15 protein-coding genes are annotated in these 16,310 nt (G+C 42.3%); 12 read left to right on the plus strand and 3 right to left on the minus strand.

The genetic code is table 11. The features are described 5' to 3' along the window. The first annotated feature begins 115 nt into the window (after positions 1–115). The 8 genes from PQ578_RS08705 to PQ578_RS08740 all read left to right on the plus strand — a co-directional run bounded on the left by PQ578_RS08705 (position 116) and on the right by PQ578_RS08740 (position 11,192). Positions 116–1,423, plus strand: coding sequence for a glycoside hydrolase family 68 protein (locus tag PQ578_RS08705; protein WP_273833544.1), 1,308 nt, complete (start codon positions 116–118; stop codon positions 1,421–1,423). Positions 1,424–1,457: 34 nt separating this feature from the next. Next, on the plus strand, positions 1,458–2,786 hold the full coding sequence (locus PQ578_RS08710) for a glycoside hydrolase family 68 protein (protein ID WP_159781467.1): 1,329 nt from the start codon (positions 1,458–1,460) through the stop codon (positions 2,784–2,786). 90 nt (positions 2,787–2,876) lie between these two features. Then, a complete protein-coding gene (locus PQ578_RS08715; protein WP_273833548.1) occupies positions 2,877–4,451 on the plus strand; it encodes a glycoside hydrolase family 32 protein in 1,575 nt (524 codons plus the stop codon). A gap of 274 nt (positions 4,452–4,725) precedes the next feature. After that, positions 4,726–6,711, plus strand: coding sequence for a hypothetical protein (locus PQ578_RS08720; RefSeq protein WP_273833550.1), 1,986 nt, complete (start codon positions 4,726–4,728; stop codon positions 6,709–6,711). A gap of 101 nt (positions 6,712–6,812) precedes the next feature. Further along, positions 6,813–7,685 carry an SMP-30/gluconolactonase/LRE family protein gene (locus tag PQ578_RS08725; protein ID WP_273833552.1) on the plus strand — a complete coding sequence of 291 codons (873 nt, stop codon included), beginning with the start codon at positions 6,813–6,815 and terminating at the stop codon, positions 7,683–7,685. A 72-nt stretch (positions 7,686–7,757) separates the two neighbouring features. Beyond that, positions 7,758–9,758, plus strand: coding sequence for a penicillin-binding transpeptidase domain-containing protein (locus tag PQ578_RS08730; RefSeq protein WP_273833554.1), 2,001 nt, complete (start codon positions 7,758–7,760; stop codon positions 9,756–9,758). Positions 9,759–10,029: 271 nt separating this feature from the next. Then, complete coding sequence (locus PQ578_RS08735) at positions 10,030–10,554, plus strand: DinB family protein (RefSeq protein ID WP_273833556.1); 525 nt, start codon at positions 10,030–10,032, stop codon at positions 10,552–10,554. An 80-nt stretch (positions 10,555–10,634) separates the two neighbouring features. Beyond that, positions 10,635–11,192, plus strand: coding sequence for a GNAT family N-acetyltransferase (locus tag PQ578_RS08740; protein WP_273833558.1), 558 nt, complete (start codon positions 10,635–10,637; stop codon positions 11,190–11,192). A gap of 40 nt (positions 11,193–11,232) precedes the next feature. Here PQ578_RS08740 and PQ578_RS08745 read toward each other — a convergent pair whose 3' ends face one another. Then, positions 11,233–11,388: a Fur-regulated basic protein FbpA gene (locus tag PQ578_RS08745; RefSeq protein ID WP_273833560.1), complete on the minus strand. Its 156-nt coding sequence runs from the start codon at positions 11,386–11,388 to the stop codon at positions 11,233–11,235. A gap of 136 nt (positions 11,389–11,524) precedes the next feature. Between PQ578_RS08745 and PQ578_RS08750 the strand changes: the two genes are divergently transcribed. Together PQ578_RS08750 and PQ578_RS08755 are read left to right on the plus strand one after the other, a co-directional pair. After that, positions 11,525–12,268 (plus strand): alpha/beta hydrolase, encoded by a 744-nt coding sequence (locus PQ578_RS08750; RefSeq protein ID WP_273833563.1) that lies wholly within the window; start codon positions 11,525–11,527, stop codon positions 12,266–12,268. Positions 12,269–12,279: 11 nt separating this feature from the next. Beyond that, positions 12,280–12,777, plus strand: a complete 498-nt coding sequence (locus tag PQ578_RS08755; protein WP_273833566.1) for a GNAT family N-acetyltransferase — start codon at positions 12,280–12,282, stop codon at positions 12,775–12,777. A gap of 53 nt (positions 12,778–12,830) precedes the next feature. On the opposite strand, the gene PQ578_RS08760 is transcribed toward PQ578_RS08755, so the two are convergent. Next, the gene (locus tag PQ578_RS08760) at positions 12,831–13,148 is read right to left on the minus strand and encodes a YciI family protein (protein ID WP_273833567.1); all 318 of its coding nucleotides are present in this window, start codon (positions 13,146–13,148) and stop codon (positions 12,831–12,833) included. A gap of 271 nt (positions 13,149–13,419) precedes the next feature. Between PQ578_RS08760 and PQ578_RS08765 the strand changes: the two genes are divergently transcribed. Both PQ578_RS08765 and PQ578_RS08770 read left to right on the plus strand, forming a co-directional pair. Then, positions 13,420–15,009: a solute:sodium symporter family transporter gene (locus PQ578_RS08765; RefSeq protein ID WP_273833569.1), complete on the plus strand. Its 1,590-nt coding sequence runs from the start codon at positions 13,420–13,422 to the stop codon at positions 15,007–15,009. A 65-nt stretch (positions 15,010–15,074) separates the two neighbouring features. Continuing rightward, a complete protein-coding gene (locus tag PQ578_RS08770) occupies positions 15,075–15,326 on the plus strand; it encodes a hypothetical protein (RefSeq protein WP_159781475.1) in 252 nt (83 codons plus the stop codon). A 28-nt stretch (positions 15,327–15,354) separates the two neighbouring features. Here the strand turns inward: PQ578_RS08770 and PQ578_RS08775 are convergent, their stop codons facing one another. Further along, positions 15,355–16,221 carry a helix-turn-helix domain-containing protein gene (locus PQ578_RS08775; RefSeq protein WP_273833572.1) on the minus strand — a complete coding sequence of 289 codons (867 nt, stop codon included), beginning with the start codon at positions 16,219–16,221 and terminating at the stop codon, positions 15,355–15,357. Between the last annotated feature and the right edge of the window lie 89 nt (positions 16,222–16,310).

The raw sequence follows: 16,310 nt of genomic DNA on the forward strand, positions 1-16,310 counted from the left end.
TCCTATCTAAAGACCTGTAAGATTTCTGCTTTTTCGGGCATATTGACTGGTTCACATATTTTCCATACAGTTATGGCGAACGAAACATTTTACTAAATTTTGAGGAGTGTGGCAGATGGGGAACGTGAAAAAGTCTTCTGTATTTAAGGGGATTGCACTATCGACAATTATGCTTGTAAGTGGATTTGCAGGCATGCCGTTATCTACAAATGCGGCTGAGGATGTGGAGACAGCAGTTTGGTCTCGTCAAGACGCGCAGGGTTATGATTTATCGAAAGACAACACCGCACCTAACATCGACAACGTGGATGAAGTGGCTCCAGATTATTGGGTTTGGGACACATGGCCACTACGTAATCGTGACGGATCGATTGCACAGGTAAATGGTTACCAGGTTGTCTTTGCTCTTACAGCTTCTAAAGAATATACATGGAGCGGTCGTCACGACGAAGCTCAAATTCGCTACTTCTACTCGAAGAACGGAAAAGATTGGAAAATGGGCGGACTCGCTTATGAATCAGAAGATGCACTAGGCGCTCGCCAATGGGCAGGATCAGCAATGATGGATGACGATGATAAGGTTCACCTTTTCTATACAGCAACTGGACGTAAAGGTGAAGAACAAACAACATTTGAACAACGTCTTGCGAAAACAACGTTTGATATCGAAGCAGATAAGAAATCTAAATCTGTTGAGCTAAGCAACTTTGGTGAGCATGAAATCCTTGCTGAAGCTGACGGTGAGTACTATGAAACGCAAGAACAAAAAACAGGAAATATTATTTATTCATTCCGTGACCCATGGTTCTTCCAGGATCCTAAAACAGGAAAAGAATACTTAATCTTTGAAGGGAATACAGCAGGGGACGACAAGTCACTAGATCCAGAAAATATTGGTGATGCTGATTTCCGTGAAACTCACGATGTACCAGCTGGCGCTGAAGATTACAACGGTAACGTTGGGATTGCTGAAGCACAGAATGAAGAGCTAACAGACTTTGAATTGCTTCCACCACTACTCGAAGCAAATGGTGTCAACCAGCAGCTTGAGCGTCCACACATCCTTGTAAAAGGTGGAGAGTACTATCTCTTTACAATCACACATAAATTTACATTTGCTCCTGGATTAACGGGCCCTGATGGTCTTTATGGCTTTACGAATGATTCTCTTCGCGGTGACTACGAGCCGCTTAACGGCAACGGTCTTGTTGTAGCAAACCCTGAAGATGATCCATTTATGACATACTCTCACGCAGTGATGCCGAATGGTACAGTGATCAGCTTTGTGAACGAGTATCGTGATGAGAACGGTGAACTTCAATTTGGCGGTACTTTTGCTCCGACGCTTAAGCTTTCGATTCATGGTGATGAAACAAAAGTAACTGGCGCACTTAAGCCAGGTCAAATTATGCCTTCACACTAAAACTGGGAAACCAGACTAAAGGAGACTTACCCATATGAATAAGTTTTCAAAAACAGTAGCGACTTCCGTTCTCGGATTCGCTACCCTGTTTTCAAGTTTTGCCCCTGCAACAAGCTTTGCAGCAGAGAGTGAAACGTCGAACTGGACAAGAGAAGATGCTTCTAAAATTGTTCAAAACAAAGATAATACAGCTCCAGAAATTAACACAAAAGACCTTGAACAAATTGCGCCAGAGTACCATATCTGGGACACGTGGCCACTACGTAACAAAGATGGTTCGATTGCAACATTAAACGGTTATAAAGTGATTTTCTCGCTAACAGCTCCAAGTGATGTATTACCTGGTAAGCGTCATGATATTGCTGAAATTCGCTACTTCGTTTCAAAGAACGGGAAAGATTGGAAGCTTGGCGGTACTGTTTTTAATGAAGAGCAGGCACTAGGTTCACGTCAATGGGCAGGTTCAGCCATGATTGAAGATGGCGAGATTAATTTCTTCTATACGGCAACAGGTCGTAAAGGCGAAGAACAGCTAACTTATGAGCAGCGTCTCGTAAAGGCTTCTGCTGATGTTGATGCTTCAAATAAGGGAATCGAATTCAACAACTGGTCTGATCATGAAGTGATTCTTGAGCCAGATGGTGAATACTACCAGACAATGGAACAAAGTAAGCAGGGAGACATTGCTTATGCATTCCGTGATCCGTGGTTCTTTGAAGATCCTAAAACAGGCGAAGATTACATCTTGTTTGAAGGGAACTCTGGCGGTACACCTGCAGAACGCTCTGTTGAACAAGAGCACATCGGTTCTGAAGACTTCGCTACAGTAGACGAAGTACCTGAAGAATCCAAACTCTTTAACGGTAATATCGGAATCGCAAAAGCGGAAAACGATGATTACACAGAGTTTGACATCATGCCTCCACTGATGGAAGCGAACAGCCTCAATCAGGAGCTTGAACGTCCGCATATCGTAACAAAGGGAAATAAATACTATCTTTTCACTGATACGCACAAAAACAAGTTTGCTCCAGGAATAACTGGTCCAGATGGTCTTTATGGCTTTGTATCGGATTCTCTAACATCAGACTATGAGCCTCTTAACGGAAGTGGTCTTGTTGTAGCAAATCCGGAGAATGAGCCTTATCAGACCTATTCTTGGATGGTTATGCCGAATGGCACAGTGATTAGCTTTGCTAACTTCTATGACCTAAACGGTTTAACAATCAATGAACTTGGCGCGCAGTCAGAGCAATATCAATTTGATCACTTTGGCGGCACATTAGCTCCATCTCTTAAACTTTCGATTCACAATGATGAAACGAAGATTTTAAAAGAAATGGATGCTGGCGTATTTAAATAAGAATGATGGTAACTGTCGGAGGGGAAGCTTCGACAGTTACTTTTCTATTTAGAGGCATTATTCGTTTGACAGACAGGAGAGCTGGATACTATGAGAAAATGGTTGCTAGCTGTAGGCGTTATTGTCGTGATCGGCATTCTTATCTTTGCGAACTTTAATGGCAAAAATGAATCGCCAGAACAAGAAGAGAAAGAGCCTGAGATACCAAAAGAATACAATCAGTCGCTACGTCCCCAGTTTCACTATACGCCAGAACAAAATTGGATGAACGATCCAAACGGGATGGTGTATGTTGAAGGAAAATACCATTTGTTTTACCAGCATAACCCTACAGGAAATGAATTCGGAAACATGGGGTGGGGTCATGCGGTCAGTGAAGATCTTTATCACTGGGAAGAAAAACCGATGGCGCTAGAAGCGGATAATCAGGGGATGATTTTTTCTGGTAGCGCGATTTATGACAAAACCAATACGAGCGGCCTTTTTGCAGAAGGAAAAGCGGGTCTTGTGGCTTTTTATACAATAGCGGGCGAAGAACAAACGCAGGGTCTCGCTTATAGTGAAGATGGTGGAGAAACGTGGAAGAAATACCGGGGGAATCCGATACTTCTGAACCCTGGGATAAAAGATTTTCGAGATCCTAAAGTGGTCTGGCACGAAGAATCTGAAAAGTGGATCATGCTTCTTGCCGCAGGAAATAAAGTTATTTTCTATGGCTCAGATAATTTGATCGACTGGGAGAAATTAAGTGAATTCGGTGTTGATCAGGGCGCACAGGGTGGTGTTTGGGAGACGCCAGAACTTTTCCAATTACCGGTTGATGGCGACTCTTCTAATGAGAAATGGGTGCTACAGGTGGATATGAATCCAGGAAGTATTGCTGGTGGATCGGGTGGACAATATTTTATCGGTGATTTCGATGGAAAGACGTTCACGAGAGAAGGGGCAAAAGACGACATTAACTGGGTTGATTACGGCACCGATTTTTATGCGGCACAAGCTTTCAGCAACCATGAGGGCAATCCCATTTGGCTTGCCTGGATGAGTAACTGGATGTATGCGTCTGATTTACCGACAGATCCATGGAAAGGTGCCATGTCTTTACCACGTGAGGTTTCTTTGAAAGAAGTGGACGGAGAAACGCGTCTTATCCAAGAGCCTGCGGGTGAGATTGAGTCGAATCGTTCTAAGAAGTTAGTGGATTTATCGGATAAAGAAGTGGAAGGTCGAATGCCGCTTGATGATTTTAAAGCTGATACCTATGAAGTCGTTGCCGAATTCGATTTAGAAACGTCAGGTGAATTCGGCTTCCGCGTTCGAAAGGGAGACGAAGAGGAAACGATTGTAGGATATGATTCAAAAAATAATCTAGCATTTATTGATCGACAGAATAGTGGCGATACAAGTTTTCATGAACAGTTTCCTGGTGTGTATCGAGCTCCGCTAGAACCAACGGAAGATGGCAAAGTGAAACTCCATCTTTTTGTTGATCGCTCTTCCGTTGAATTGTTTGCGAATGATGGAAAGCGTGTCATGACCAATCGGATCTTCCCATCAGAGCATAGTGATGGTTTTGAGATCTATGCGATGAATGGAAAGGTAACGCTTGAATCTCTAAAAGTGTATGAGCTTGAATCATCTTGGAAAACGAGTGAAAAAGAGTAAAATTTTATGTTGAGAGCGGTCATCTGCGATAAAGATGACCGTTTTTTCTTTTAGAAGAACTTTTATTCAGAGAGGATCTTGTTATTTCCGCGAATTTCGGAATATATCCGCGATATTTATTTTTATTCTGCGAAAATCATGATAATTCCGTGATATTCTCAATAATTCCGCGAAATGCTCGATAATCGAAAATAAATAGTTCCTTAGATGTGGTTTCCTTTTCCTGGATTGGGGTACAAATAGCTATCTTGTAAATAATGGGGGATGTATGGAAATGGAAACATCATTTTCAAATTCAGAACAGCAAAAGTTTGTCAGGACTCTTCAGTCATTCAAGGAAAACCGCCAGAATCCAGTTGTGTTAGAAGAATTGTTATCAGACGCTGCCGTTCTCATTGACCAGAATAAGCTCGAATCCCTTTATCAACTTGCTGGTGACTATGATAAGGCAGGCATTTTTGAAGGTGGACCATGGGAAGAACCTCGTAAATTACAACCGCCTCTTGTAGGTGGATCGTTTAAAATAGACGGAAACTATTCGATCTTTGAAGTGCTAAGTGAGCTTCGTATGCTTGCAATTGCGAAAGAGGACTATACACACCCAGATGTTTCACGTGAGCAAGCCCGCACTTTTCTAAACAAAGTGATGGCGCTGAATCTCCAAATGATTTTTCCAGCTGAAACGGAGGAAGCAAGAATTAATCAAGGGCAAGAACAAAAGAGAGGCATCCTCCTCTTTCAATTTTTAGCTGAAAAAATGTCGCTCGGATCGCTATCAGCTACGTTTGTTGATGAAATCGACCGATTGACTGCTCAGCGCCCGATCATGGTGAAGCGAATTAAAGAGATGATCGGTTATGCTGAAAATCTCTTATCTTCAGAGGACTTAAGCGTAGAAGGACGCGAAAGCATTCAGCGCTACCTTGATAGCGTGCACGCACCAACAGAACTGAGCAAGAAATACCCTAACTTTGCTGACTATCAAAGTCAATTTAATGCGCTATCTGAGATGGAAAAAGAGTTAGAAGCAGAACGATTTGCAGACGTGATGCGTGATACGGGCCTCGTCTCACCGGTTCATGCCAATCTTGCACGTACTCTTGCAGAAGAGGACGCGTCTCATTTACTCGTCTTAACACTTGGGTTGACTGAAAAAGGGGAAGCGAACCTAAATGAGCATTTTTCCTTAGTGAAAGAGTTGGTTTCATTAGCAATTTATCCTGTCACTGCTCAGTCTCTTTACGGACTGGCGCGCATGCTTGAGCGCGGCGTATTATCCTCTCCGCCTGTCATTCCAGGACTGGAGCGTATGGTTGAAATTGAGATGCTCCCTGAAGTCGAAAAGGATTTACTCGCATCACGGGATAATCCAAAGGACATCACACCGGTAGGAATTCTATTATCTGGACTTTTAAGCGTATTAGGGCAACCGCTTGGTATTGGACAGGGAATGAACCCAACCTGTCAATCAGCCCGAGGCATCAGCCTCTGGTCACAGCACGATCCAGGATTTTTGCTAGAGCTTGTCGCAAGAGCGTGTCGAGACGGGGAAATTGATATCTCGTTTGAAGGTGCTGAAATTAATTCGTCGCTTATCGCGGGAGGCCTTGCCCCGGATCTTCATAAAGAGCTTGATGCCGTTTCGCTTATTCTCGTTCCTCATCTTGATCGCGTTTACGATGAAATGATGAAGCGAAGCGCTCTACGTGGTGAAGATGGTCATAAATTTGTGAATCCGGAATTTTATGGTCAGTGGATTTCTAAGGAGTTTTCATCCGTTATAAATCCGGTAACCGGAGCTGTAACAAACTATGAACAGTTTGCACGACTCTTTTATGCAACGCATCATCCGGATTACAACGAAGGTCATCAACTGATTTATCCAAACCCGGTCGGGATCTTCGTCACTACAGCGAACGCCGATTTACTCGGTCTTCATGCGATTAGCATCCAGCGTATTGATGCTGATCCATCTGGGGAAACGAGAGTTTACTTTTATAATCCGAATAATGATAGCGGACAGGATTGGGGACAGGGCATTAAGTCAACGGTCCGAAATCATGGGGAAGAGGAAGGAGAAGCCTCTCTTCCATTTGATCAATTTTTATCACGTGTGTATGCCTATCATTATAACCCGAATGAAATGGGAGCCGTTGAAACGGTTCCACAGGAGATCATTGATCGGGTAACGACGCTCGCAAAAGAAAGCTGGGGACAAAAATACCAGTGGACCGATTTAGCTAATCCATTTTTAATTTAAAAAGCATGGGTTCCCTTCTTAAACTATAGAAGGTGGACCCTTTTCTTATTAAGGGTTAAAGTAGAGAGAATAGAAGATTCACTAATCAGGAGGTACAGTTTATGGAAGCAAAACTAGTCATTGATGCACGCGCAATACTCGGGGAGGGACCCTGCTGGGATGATCAGAGTCAGCTTCTTTATTGGGTTGATATTGAAGGAAAGAAGGTTCATGCCTACAACCCGATGACGGCAGGTAATATTGAGATGAAGCAGGAGCAAATGGTTGGAACGATTGCACCACGTGAATCAGGTGGTCTAGTGATGGCGATGGCTGGGGGATTTTATGCTATGAATCTTTCAACTGAGAACGTAGAGGCGATTACCGATCCAGAGAGTCATTTGCCTGATAATCGCTTTAATGATGGAAAATGCGATCCAGCTGGGCGGTTTTGGGCAGGAACGATGCACATGGAAGGGTTAAAAGGGGAAGGCGCGCTTTATTGTCTTGATGAAAACCTTGAAGTGACAAAAAAAATCGATCATGTGAGTACGTCCAATGGACTCGCCTGGTCACCAGATACGCGCTATTTGTATTTTATTGACACGCCGACGAAAAAAGTCGTTCGCTATGACTATGATTTGTCTACAGGTGATATCCGAAATCCTGTTGAAGTGATTACGATTCCTGATGGCGAGGGTATGCCAGATGGTATGACGAGTGATGAAGAAGGAAATCTATGGATCGCTCACTGGGGAGGTTCTAAGGTAACAAGATGGAACCCAGATACTGGTGAAAGACTGCTAGAAGTTAGCGTACCAGCCTTGAATGTGACCTCATGCGTCTTTGGCGGAAAAGAGCGAAATGAGCTCTACATTACCACAGCGCGAACAAATACGAGTGAAGATGAACTGAAGCAGTTTCCGTATGCCGGCGGAGTGTTTCGTGTGAAAACAAATGTAAAAGGAAGTCGCACTTACGCATTCAAAGGATAACCTTTTTCCCTTCCTTCCTGTCTTAAAGTCTTTTATAATAAGAGGAAAATAATAGAAAAAGAGGGGCAGAGTGTGAAACTAAAATCATTTATCGCAATGGGGCTTTTTTTACTGTTTTTAGCGGGATGTTCGGATCAACCATCAGCGGTTGATGCGTTCGATACATACGTAAAGGACTGGAACAAGCAGGAGTTTAGTAGCATGTATAAGCAATTATCTCCAGCAACAAAAAAATCGATTTCAGAAGATGAATTTGTTGAGCGGTATCAGTCAATCTATGGCGATGTGGAAGTTGAGGATTTAAGCGTTACTTTTAAGAAACCTGAAGAAGAGCCAGAGCCAAATGATAATGGAGAAGTGACGTTTCCGTTTTCAGTTTCGATGCAGACACTAGCAGGGGAAGTTTCGTTTGATAACGAAGCAACGCTTACTTTAACTGAAGGAGAAGATGCTGATTCTTATGGGGTGAATTGGGACCCTTCGTTTATTTTTAAAGAATTAGAAGAAGGTGATCAGGTTACGATTCGTTCTTCTGTTCCAGTTCGTGGTGAAATTACCGATCGAAATGGTGATGGATTAGCCGTTAATGGTACGGTGAAGCAAATTGGAGTGGTGCCGCAAGCTATTGAATCCGATCAAGAAAAGATTGTGAATGAACTTAGTGACGCTTTGAAAATGAGCGTAGAGGATATAGAAAAAGAGCTTAATCAAGGTTGGGTGCAGTCTGATCCCACACAGTTCGTTCCGCTAAAAAGCGTCATGGAAACAGAGGAAGAGCTTATTGCTGATGCAGGTGAAATTACCGGCGTTCAGATTAATAATACAAAAGAAAGGATTTATCCTTTTGGTGAAAGTGCCGCTCATTTGACGGGTTATATTCGACAAATGCAGAAAGAAGACCTTGAGAAGTATGCAGGAAAAGGGTATTCCAGCTATGAGAGCATTGGAAAAGCTGGCCTTGAGCAAGTGTATGAAGACGAGCTTCATGGTGTAACGGGCTGGTCGATTGAAGTAAAGGGAGCGGATCCTGAGAAAGTGATTGCCAGTAAGGAAAAGGTTGATGGCGAGAACATTCAAGTTACGATCGATGGCACTGTCCAACAGAAGTTGTTTGAAGAGCTTGGAAAAGATCCGGGAACTGCGGTAGCGCTCCATCCAACAACAGGTGAGACGCTTGCATTAACAAGCTCCCCTGCCTATAATCCAAATGATTTTACGCTTGGGTTTGACGAAGGCGAGTATGCGAAGTTGGCTGGTAATAAGGATCTTCCTTTTTCAGCGAAGTTTAATAAAACGTATTCACCTGGGTCAACAATTAAGCCGCTTACTGCCTCGATCGCACTGCGGGATGGTGATTTAGATCCGAATGCAGTTGAGAAAATTGATGGTTTGAAGTGGCAGCCAGACTCAAGCTGGGGTGGATATAAAGTGACGCGCGTGAAGCCGGCTGATCCTGAAGTAAACCTTGCAGAAGCGCTTATGCATTCGGACAATATTTATTTTGCACGAAAAGCGCTTGATCTTGGCGCAGATAAGTTCCAGAAAGGATTGGAATCATTCCAGATTGGTCAGGAAGTCAAGTTTCCTTTTCCAACTGAAAACTCATCGATCTCAAACGGTGGGCTCGGTGATAATGACATTCTTTTAGCTGACTCTGCCTATGGACAGGGGGAGCTACAGATTTCCCCTTATCAGTTAGCGATGACCTATACGACGTTTGCGAATGATGGTGTGATGCTGAAACCGACGCTTCGAACGGTAGAAGACGAGTCAGCGGAGGAGTATAAAGTGATTTCCCCTGAAATCGCCTCGATTGTGAGCGATGATCTTGAGAAGGTGGTTTCTGATCCTGAGGGTACCGCTTATGATCCAGTGGTTAAAGGCATTTCGCTCGCTGGTAAGACAGGAACGGCTGAGTTAAAAGCGGCAGGCGAAGAAGAAGGCCCAGAAAATGGACTTTTTGTTGCGTATAACACGGATGAGAAGGACTTATTGATTGCGATGATGGTTGAAGGCGCCTCAAGTCACGATATTACAGGCAAAGTGAAAGACGTTTTCGTGGAAATGCAGTGATTTCTTTGGTTGCTGTGGTGGCAGGAGGACGGCTGTTCGACGTTTATTGGCCAAATTTCGGATATATTGGCCAAACTGCGTTTTTATTGTCCAAAATTCAATTATATTATCCAAAACCAGATTTTATTGGTTAAACACACAAAAGCCCTCGATTCTATGCTAGAATCGAGGGCTTTTTCTGGAAAAGTAAGGAACCAAAGAGGGATTTTCGAGTCTACTATGGAAAGTAGTAAGAATAAGCTAGATTTGATCAAAAGGAGGATGTCGAACGATGCCACATCATGATCTTTGTATGATTGATCGTAAGAAAGGCTTTACGCCTGAGGTTGGTAGGTTAGTGTCGATGATGGATTATGCCAGACACACTACAGAAGAGGCAATCAGAGGGTTAGCGGTTGATCAACTCGATTTTCACATAGATGACAAGAGTAATTCCATTGGGATGCTCCTTCATCATATGTCTTCAATCGAAAGAGCCTTTCAAATCATGACGTTTCAAGAGCGGGAATTAAATGATGCGGAATGGGAGGAACTTGAAACAGGCATTGAGCTTGGAGATAAAGCGAGAACAGTGATTCAGGGGCGCGACCTTGATTATTATTGGAGTGAGCTTAGTCTTGTTCGTGCGAAAACGCTTAATGAATTAAGAGAAAAGGACGATACCTGGCTAGAAGAAGTAACGCCTTTTGGCTGGGATGAAAAGGCGAACCATTATTTCAAATGGTTCCATGTTATGGAGGATGAAATTAGCCATCGTGGCCAAATCCTCATGATTAAAAAAAGACTAACGACTTAGAGGAAAAACAAGGTTCATAACGGAAAACGGATGACAAGACGAGACAAAGTCTTAAGGTGAAAAAAGAGGAGAATAGGAACATGTTTACATATCAGCTTAACGAGGATCTTTATTTAAGAATGTACACCCTTAACGATGCAGAAGCACTTTATCACTTGATCGATGAATCAAGAGATCACTTAAAAAAGTGGCTCGCATGGGTTGATTACAATACGGATGTTGAGGCTTCACGGGATTTTATCCAAAGTACATTAAAAGGTGTTAGTGAAACAGGAGGGTATCCGAAAACGCTTGGCATGTTTTATAAAGGTGAGCTTGCAGGAACCGTGGGATTTAATGAAGTGAATAAAACCCATCAATACGCTACGATTGGCTACTGGCTAAGTGAGAAATTTCAGCGGAAGGGGATTGTGACTGAGGCGTGCCGGGGAATGATTCATTTAGGGTTTAAGGAAATGGGGTTAAATCGAATAGAGATCCGTGCGGCGTCTGCCAATAAGAAAAGCCGTGCCATTCCTGAACGACTTGGGTTTACGAAAGAAGGTGTGCTTAGACAGGTGGAAATTGTAAACGGAGAATTCTATGATCACGTTGTCTATAGTATGCTGGCGAGTGATTGGTTGGAAAAGGGTAAATAGTTGCACAAAAAAACATCTCCGGCAGTATCCTCTGGAGATGTTATGGTAGCTCAACCATATGAACAAGTCGCTCTAATTCTTCCATTGTACATTCATAAAGCTGTTTGTCTTTTAATTTATATACACCGCGGTCTAATAAACGTTGAATGAATGATTGTTTTTGTTGGGGATCATGTTGCTTCAATAAGTGTGACACGTTGCATTCCTCCTGTTAAGTATATCCAGGTAATATGTTCCACTGTATGGCCAAGTTCAAACCTCTATTCGCACATTTCTTGAAAGGAATGAAGCGCTTCCGTGACGAATAACGATAACCATTAGGAGGGATTTAGATGGGGAATTACGAGATTCAACAAGGTGCAGAACCATTTTATTTTGAAGGAAACAAAATAGGCGTTTTAGTTCTTCATGGTTTTACAGGTTCAACGCAAAGCATGCGTTATCTAGGAGAGCTACTGGCTTCGGAAGGTTACACGGTATGTGGCCCAAGATTAAAAGGGCACGGGACACATTATGAGGATATGGAACAGAGTACATATGAAGAGTGGATCGAGTCTGTTGAAGATGGCTACCAATGGTTGAATGAACGTTGTGATACGCTTTTCATCACTGGGTTATCAATGGGCGGTACGCTAACGCTTTATTTAGCTAGCAAACACCCAGAAGTAAAAGGAATTATGCCGATTAATGCAGCAATTGATTTGCCTGACCTCGAACAAATGAGAGGAAAAACAGAGCCGCGCTTCCTTGATGCCATTGGTTCAGATATTAAAGCGGAAGGCGTTGATGAGCTGGCTTATGAGAAAACGCCAACGAAGTCGATTCAAGAGATTTTGAAGTTAGTAGACGTTACCCGAAAGGATCTTTCGAACATTACGATGCCAGCGTTAATCTTTAAGTCAATCGAGGATCATGTTGTACCGCCAGAAAATTCGACTACTATTTATGAAGAAATTGCTTCAACGAATAAAGAAGTAATTGAGTTGAATGACAGCTATCACGTGGCCACACTCGATCATGATAAAGAATTCATTGCAGAAAAATGTAAAGCATTTATAAAAGGACTCATAGCTTAGGAGGTTTTGACATGGAAGTAAGACAGCTAACAGTAAATGATGCAGAAACGTATTGGGAGCTTCGATTAGAAGCATTAAAGAAAAATCCGGAGGCGTTCGCGTCAAGTTACGAAGAGGCGATTCTAAAGGATGACCCGATTAAAAGCACAGCGAGAAACATGGAATCTGGCGCTACTTTTGGCGCTTTTGATAACGAGACGTTAATTGGTGTGGTTACATTTGTGAGAGGGTCTGGGATTAAAGTTCGCCATAAAGCGGATTTGTTTGCTGTCTACGTTACACCGGAATATCGTGGCAAAGGGGCAGGCAGAGCGCTTCTCTCTCGCGTAATGGAGTATGCAAAGAACCAGGATGCGCTGCTTATATTAAGTGTATCCGTCGTATCAACGAATGAACGAGCAAAACACCTCTACAAGAGCTTCGGTTTTAAAACCGTTTATATTGAAGAGAAGGCTCTCTATGTACAGGGGCAGTTTCTGAACGAAGAGCATATGGTTCAATATTTCTAATCAAAAAGCAGACGTCCACGAGGCGTCTGCTTTTTGATTGATCATTCCATAAGCTAACGTGTTGAGAAAGTATCATTATATAGGGCAACGCTGTAAGGAAATAGCTCTGCAGTCATAATCCCTTCTCGTACAGCAGGATCACTGTTCATTAATGCTTCTGCCTCATCTTCTGATGGAACTTGTATGACAACAATTCCAAAAGCAGAAGAATCATTGTTTAGGGTGCGGCCTGCCATAATGAGCGTATCATTTTTCAACAGGAGTTGAAGGGCGTGAAAGTGCTCTGAGACAATGTCGTTTTCTTTGTCGGTCCAGTTTCTTTCTTCAAGTAGTTCAGGAATTAACGTAAGCTTGTATAGAAATTGTCTCATAAGAAAAACCTCCATTTGTCATCTACTATTTCTCTTTTGAAAGAGCAAACTCCTTTTTAATTAACTCACAAAGATAAGCTGCTGTTGTCATTTCGACACAGCGGCTTTTTAATACCTCGGTAACGGGATAAAGCAAAAAAGTGCACAACTTTCTGTTTTTTTTACCGTTGAAACGCTTACAGAACGCGGTATAGAATAAAACACAGACATTTAAACGCATACATAGCGGTGTGGATTACTTTGATTCCGCTTACAAAAAGGAGAGGCACCAATGAGTTTCTTTACAGTCGGTTCATTTCTATTTTTTACAGGTATGGTTGCTGTTATCTCATACCTTGTAACTCGAAAAGAAGATTTAGCAACACAGGATGGTTATTTTCTAGGAGGAAGAAGTCTCGGCGCATGGGTTATTGCCGGCTCGTTGATGCTGACGAATCTATCAACCGAGCAATTAGTAGGTTTGAATGCCCAGGGATATTCAGATACGATCGCCGTTATGGGGTGGGAAGTCGGTTCTGCCATTTCACTGGTGATTGTCGCTTTCTTCTTATTGCCTCGTTATCTTAAAGGTGGAATTACGACGATTCCTGATTTTCTAGAGGAGCGATACGATTTTGGCACGAAGCAAATTGTGACGATTCTCTTTCTCTTTGGCTACGTTTTCAACTTGCTTCCTCCTATTCTTTATTCAGGGGCCGTTGCATTAAACGGACTATTTAATATTCCAGAAGCGTTAGGACTTAGTCGCATGGCTAGTCTTTATGTAACCGTTTTTGCGATCGGAATTATTGGCGCAATTTACGCGATATTCGGTGGTCTAAAAGCCGTTGCAGTATCGGATACGATTAACGGAATCGGTCTTTTAATTGGTGGATTAATGATTCCAATTATCGGGCTTTATGTTCTTGGTGATGGATCGATTTTTGGTGGGTTTAACACGATTGTGGAAAATTCTCCTGAAAAACTAAATTCAGTCGGAGATGAGAATAGTCCTGTTCCATTTGGGACAATGTTTACAGGGATGCTTCTAGTAAATTTGTTTTATTGGGGAACCGCACAGCACATTATGCAACGTGCGATTGCTGCGAAGAATTTGAAGGAAGGGCAGAAGGGCGTGTTGATTGCAGCCTTCTTGAAGCTGCTAGGACCTGTTTTTCTTATTTTACCTGGTATTATCGCCTTCAATATGTTTGGACCAGGTCTTGAGCCTACTGATGCTTATCCGATGTTAGTAAATGAAGTATTGCCAAAGCCACTCGTTGGATTTTTTGCTGCGGTGCTATTTGGGGCGATTCTATCATCCTTTAACTCTGCCCTAAATTCATCTGTTACACTCATTGCGCTTAACATTTACAAGCCGTACTTTAATCCGAAAGCGCCAGATAATGTGATTGTGCGAAAAGGGAAATTTGTAGGGATTATTCTCGCAATCTTTGCGATGTGTATCGCTCCATTGATTGATAAAGTTCCTCAAGGATTCTTTCAATACTTACAAATTGTGAACGGTTTTTATAACGTACCAATCTTTACGATTCTAATTGTCGGTTATTTAACGAAACGCGTTCCATCGATTGCAGCTAAAGTATCTCTGTTTGTGTTTATTTCAGTTTATGCAACGACTCAACTCGTTTGGGATACAGGTATTCACTTCTTGCATATCCTTGGAATTCTGTTTGTCGCTTGTACGATTCTGATGCTTGTTATCGGAAAGATTGCACCGCGTGATAAAGATTTTGTTCTTGAAGAAAATGCCCAAGTCGATATGTCACCGTGGAAGCTTCTATATCCGGTAGGAATTGCAGCAACCGTCGCCATGATTGTGATTTATACGTTGCTTTCGCCGATTGGCATCATTTCGTAATGTTCCACACGATTTCCATTTGATATAATAGGAACAATGTCAAATGGAATGAAGGATGATGTGGGATGAGTAAGGCAAATGAGCCAATCGAATCGCTATATCATAGCGTTTACGAATCATTGGAGAAACTGCACAAAGAAGTAAACGAGCAGGAAATGAAGCTGGATCTTGTGGACCCAGCTGATATAGAGAAGCTTGAACGTACGCAGTTTGCACTGCAGCTATCAAAGGATGTGCTTGAGAATTTTGTAGCTTCAGGAAAAAGTATGACTATTAATTATGACAAACGATCGATTACAATTGAAGTTTCAAAGTAGAAGGGACCGCTTTTGCGGTCCTTTTCGCTTACTTCTGGAGCAACAACGTTGTCCGATACTTTCCAGGTGAGGTGCCTGTCACTTTTTTAAAAACTTTATTAAAGTAATTAGCGTTTTTATACCCAATAAGTAGCGCAATATCTTCTGATGAATATTTGGTGTTCACTAGAAGTTCTTTTGCTTTTTTAATCCGAATGTCCGTTAAATACTGAATGGGCGTTTGGTTCGTATATTCCTTGAATTGTCTCGTGAAATGATATCGCGACATACCAGAAGAAGCGGCCATTTCATCTGGTCCAATTTCTTCACTGTAATGATTCATTGCATACATTGACGCTTCAACAATAGCCTCTGGCCAATCGGAAAGTCGCTTTTCAAGATTCGAACAATACGTAAAAAGCATCATCGTAAATTGATAGGCATAACCAGATGCTTGATGCGCGTTCGAAATTTGACGGTTTGAAGCCATGTTTAACAGGTTCAATAAGTAAAGAACCGGATCGGAGTCAGGCTGGAAATGTATAATATGTCCCATGTCTTTTTGGATGTCTTCCCAATATTTTTTGACAACGTCCCCGTATAACGTTAAGTAAATAAATTCCCATCGATCGCTGTCTTCAGGTAGGTAGTACCGATAGTTGCCAGGAATGTTGACGATAAATCCTTGCCCGGGCGTTAGTTCATGACGTTCGCCGTCAATATCGATACACCCTTTTCCAGAGATCGTATATTGAAAAATGAATTTACCTGTATCCAGCCGGTTTTTCCCATCCCAGTCATAGAGCGTCGTGGTTTGCTCATCCCACCCCAGTGACCAAATTTGAGCAAGGTTTTGAAGCATCGGATCTGAGAAACGATACCCATAAGACCCATATTGTGATGGCTTTTCTTCCATGGTCATTCTCCTTAATAAGCAAAATAGTACTGTTTAATCGTGTAGATAAGTCAGATAAATTACTTTCTAAATAGCATTTTATCTTATCC

This window comes from Guptibacillus sedimenti (genome assembly GCF_028610665.1).
Classification (GTDB): domain Bacteria; phylum Bacillota; class Bacilli; order Bacillales; family Guptibacillaceae; genus Guptibacillus; species Guptibacillus sedimenti.

Bases quoted from the DNA above. Each gene is read 5' to 3' on its own strand.
- PQ578_RS08715 (WP_273833548.1), top strand. From the start codon at position 2,877: ATGAGAAAATGGTTGCTAGCTGTAGGCGTTATTGTCGTGATCGGCATT.
- PQ578_RS08765 (WP_273833569.1), top strand. From the start codon at position 13,420: ATGAGTTTCTTTACAGTCGGTTCATTTCTATTTTTTACAGGTATGGTT.
- PQ578_RS08705 (WP_273833544.1), top strand. From the start codon at position 116: ATGGGGAACGTGAAAAAGTCTTCTGTATTTAAGGGGATTGCACTATCG.
- PQ578_RS08710 (WP_159781467.1), top strand. From the start codon at position 1,458: ATGAATAAGTTTTCAAAAACAGTAGCGACTTCCGTTCTCGGATTCGCT.
- PQ578_RS08770 (WP_159781475.1), top strand. From the start codon at position 15,075: ATGAGTAAGGCAAATGAGCCAATCGAATCGCTATATCATAGCGTTTAC.
- PQ578_RS08750 (WP_273833563.1), top strand. From the start codon at position 11,525: ATGGGGAATTACGAGATTCAACAAGGTGCAGAACCATTTTATTTTGAA.
- PQ578_RS08720 (WP_273833550.1), top strand. From the start codon at position 4,726: ATGGAAACATCATTTTCAAATTCAGAACAGCAAAAGTTTGTCAGGACT.
- PQ578_RS08760 (WP_273833567.1), bottom strand. From the start codon at position 13,148: ATGAGACAATTTCTATACAAGCTTACGTTAATTCCTGAACTACTTGAA.
- PQ578_RS08735 (WP_273833556.1), top strand. From the start codon at position 10,030: ATGCCACATCATGATCTTTGTATGATTGATCGTAAGAAAGGCTTTACG.
- PQ578_RS08755 (WP_273833566.1), top strand. From the start codon at position 12,280: ATGGAAGTAAGACAGCTAACAGTAAATGATGCAGAAACGTATTGGGAG.
- PQ578_RS08740 (WP_273833558.1), top strand. From the start codon at position 10,635: ATGTTTACATATCAGCTTAACGAGGATCTTTATTTAAGAATGTACACC.
- PQ578_RS08775 (WP_273833572.1), bottom strand. From the start codon at position 16,221: ATGGAAGAAAAGCCATCACAATATGGGTCTTATGGGTATCGTTTCTCA.
- PQ578_RS08725 (WP_273833552.1), top strand. From the start codon at position 6,813: ATGGAAGCAAAACTAGTCATTGATGCACGCGCAATACTCGGGGAGGGA.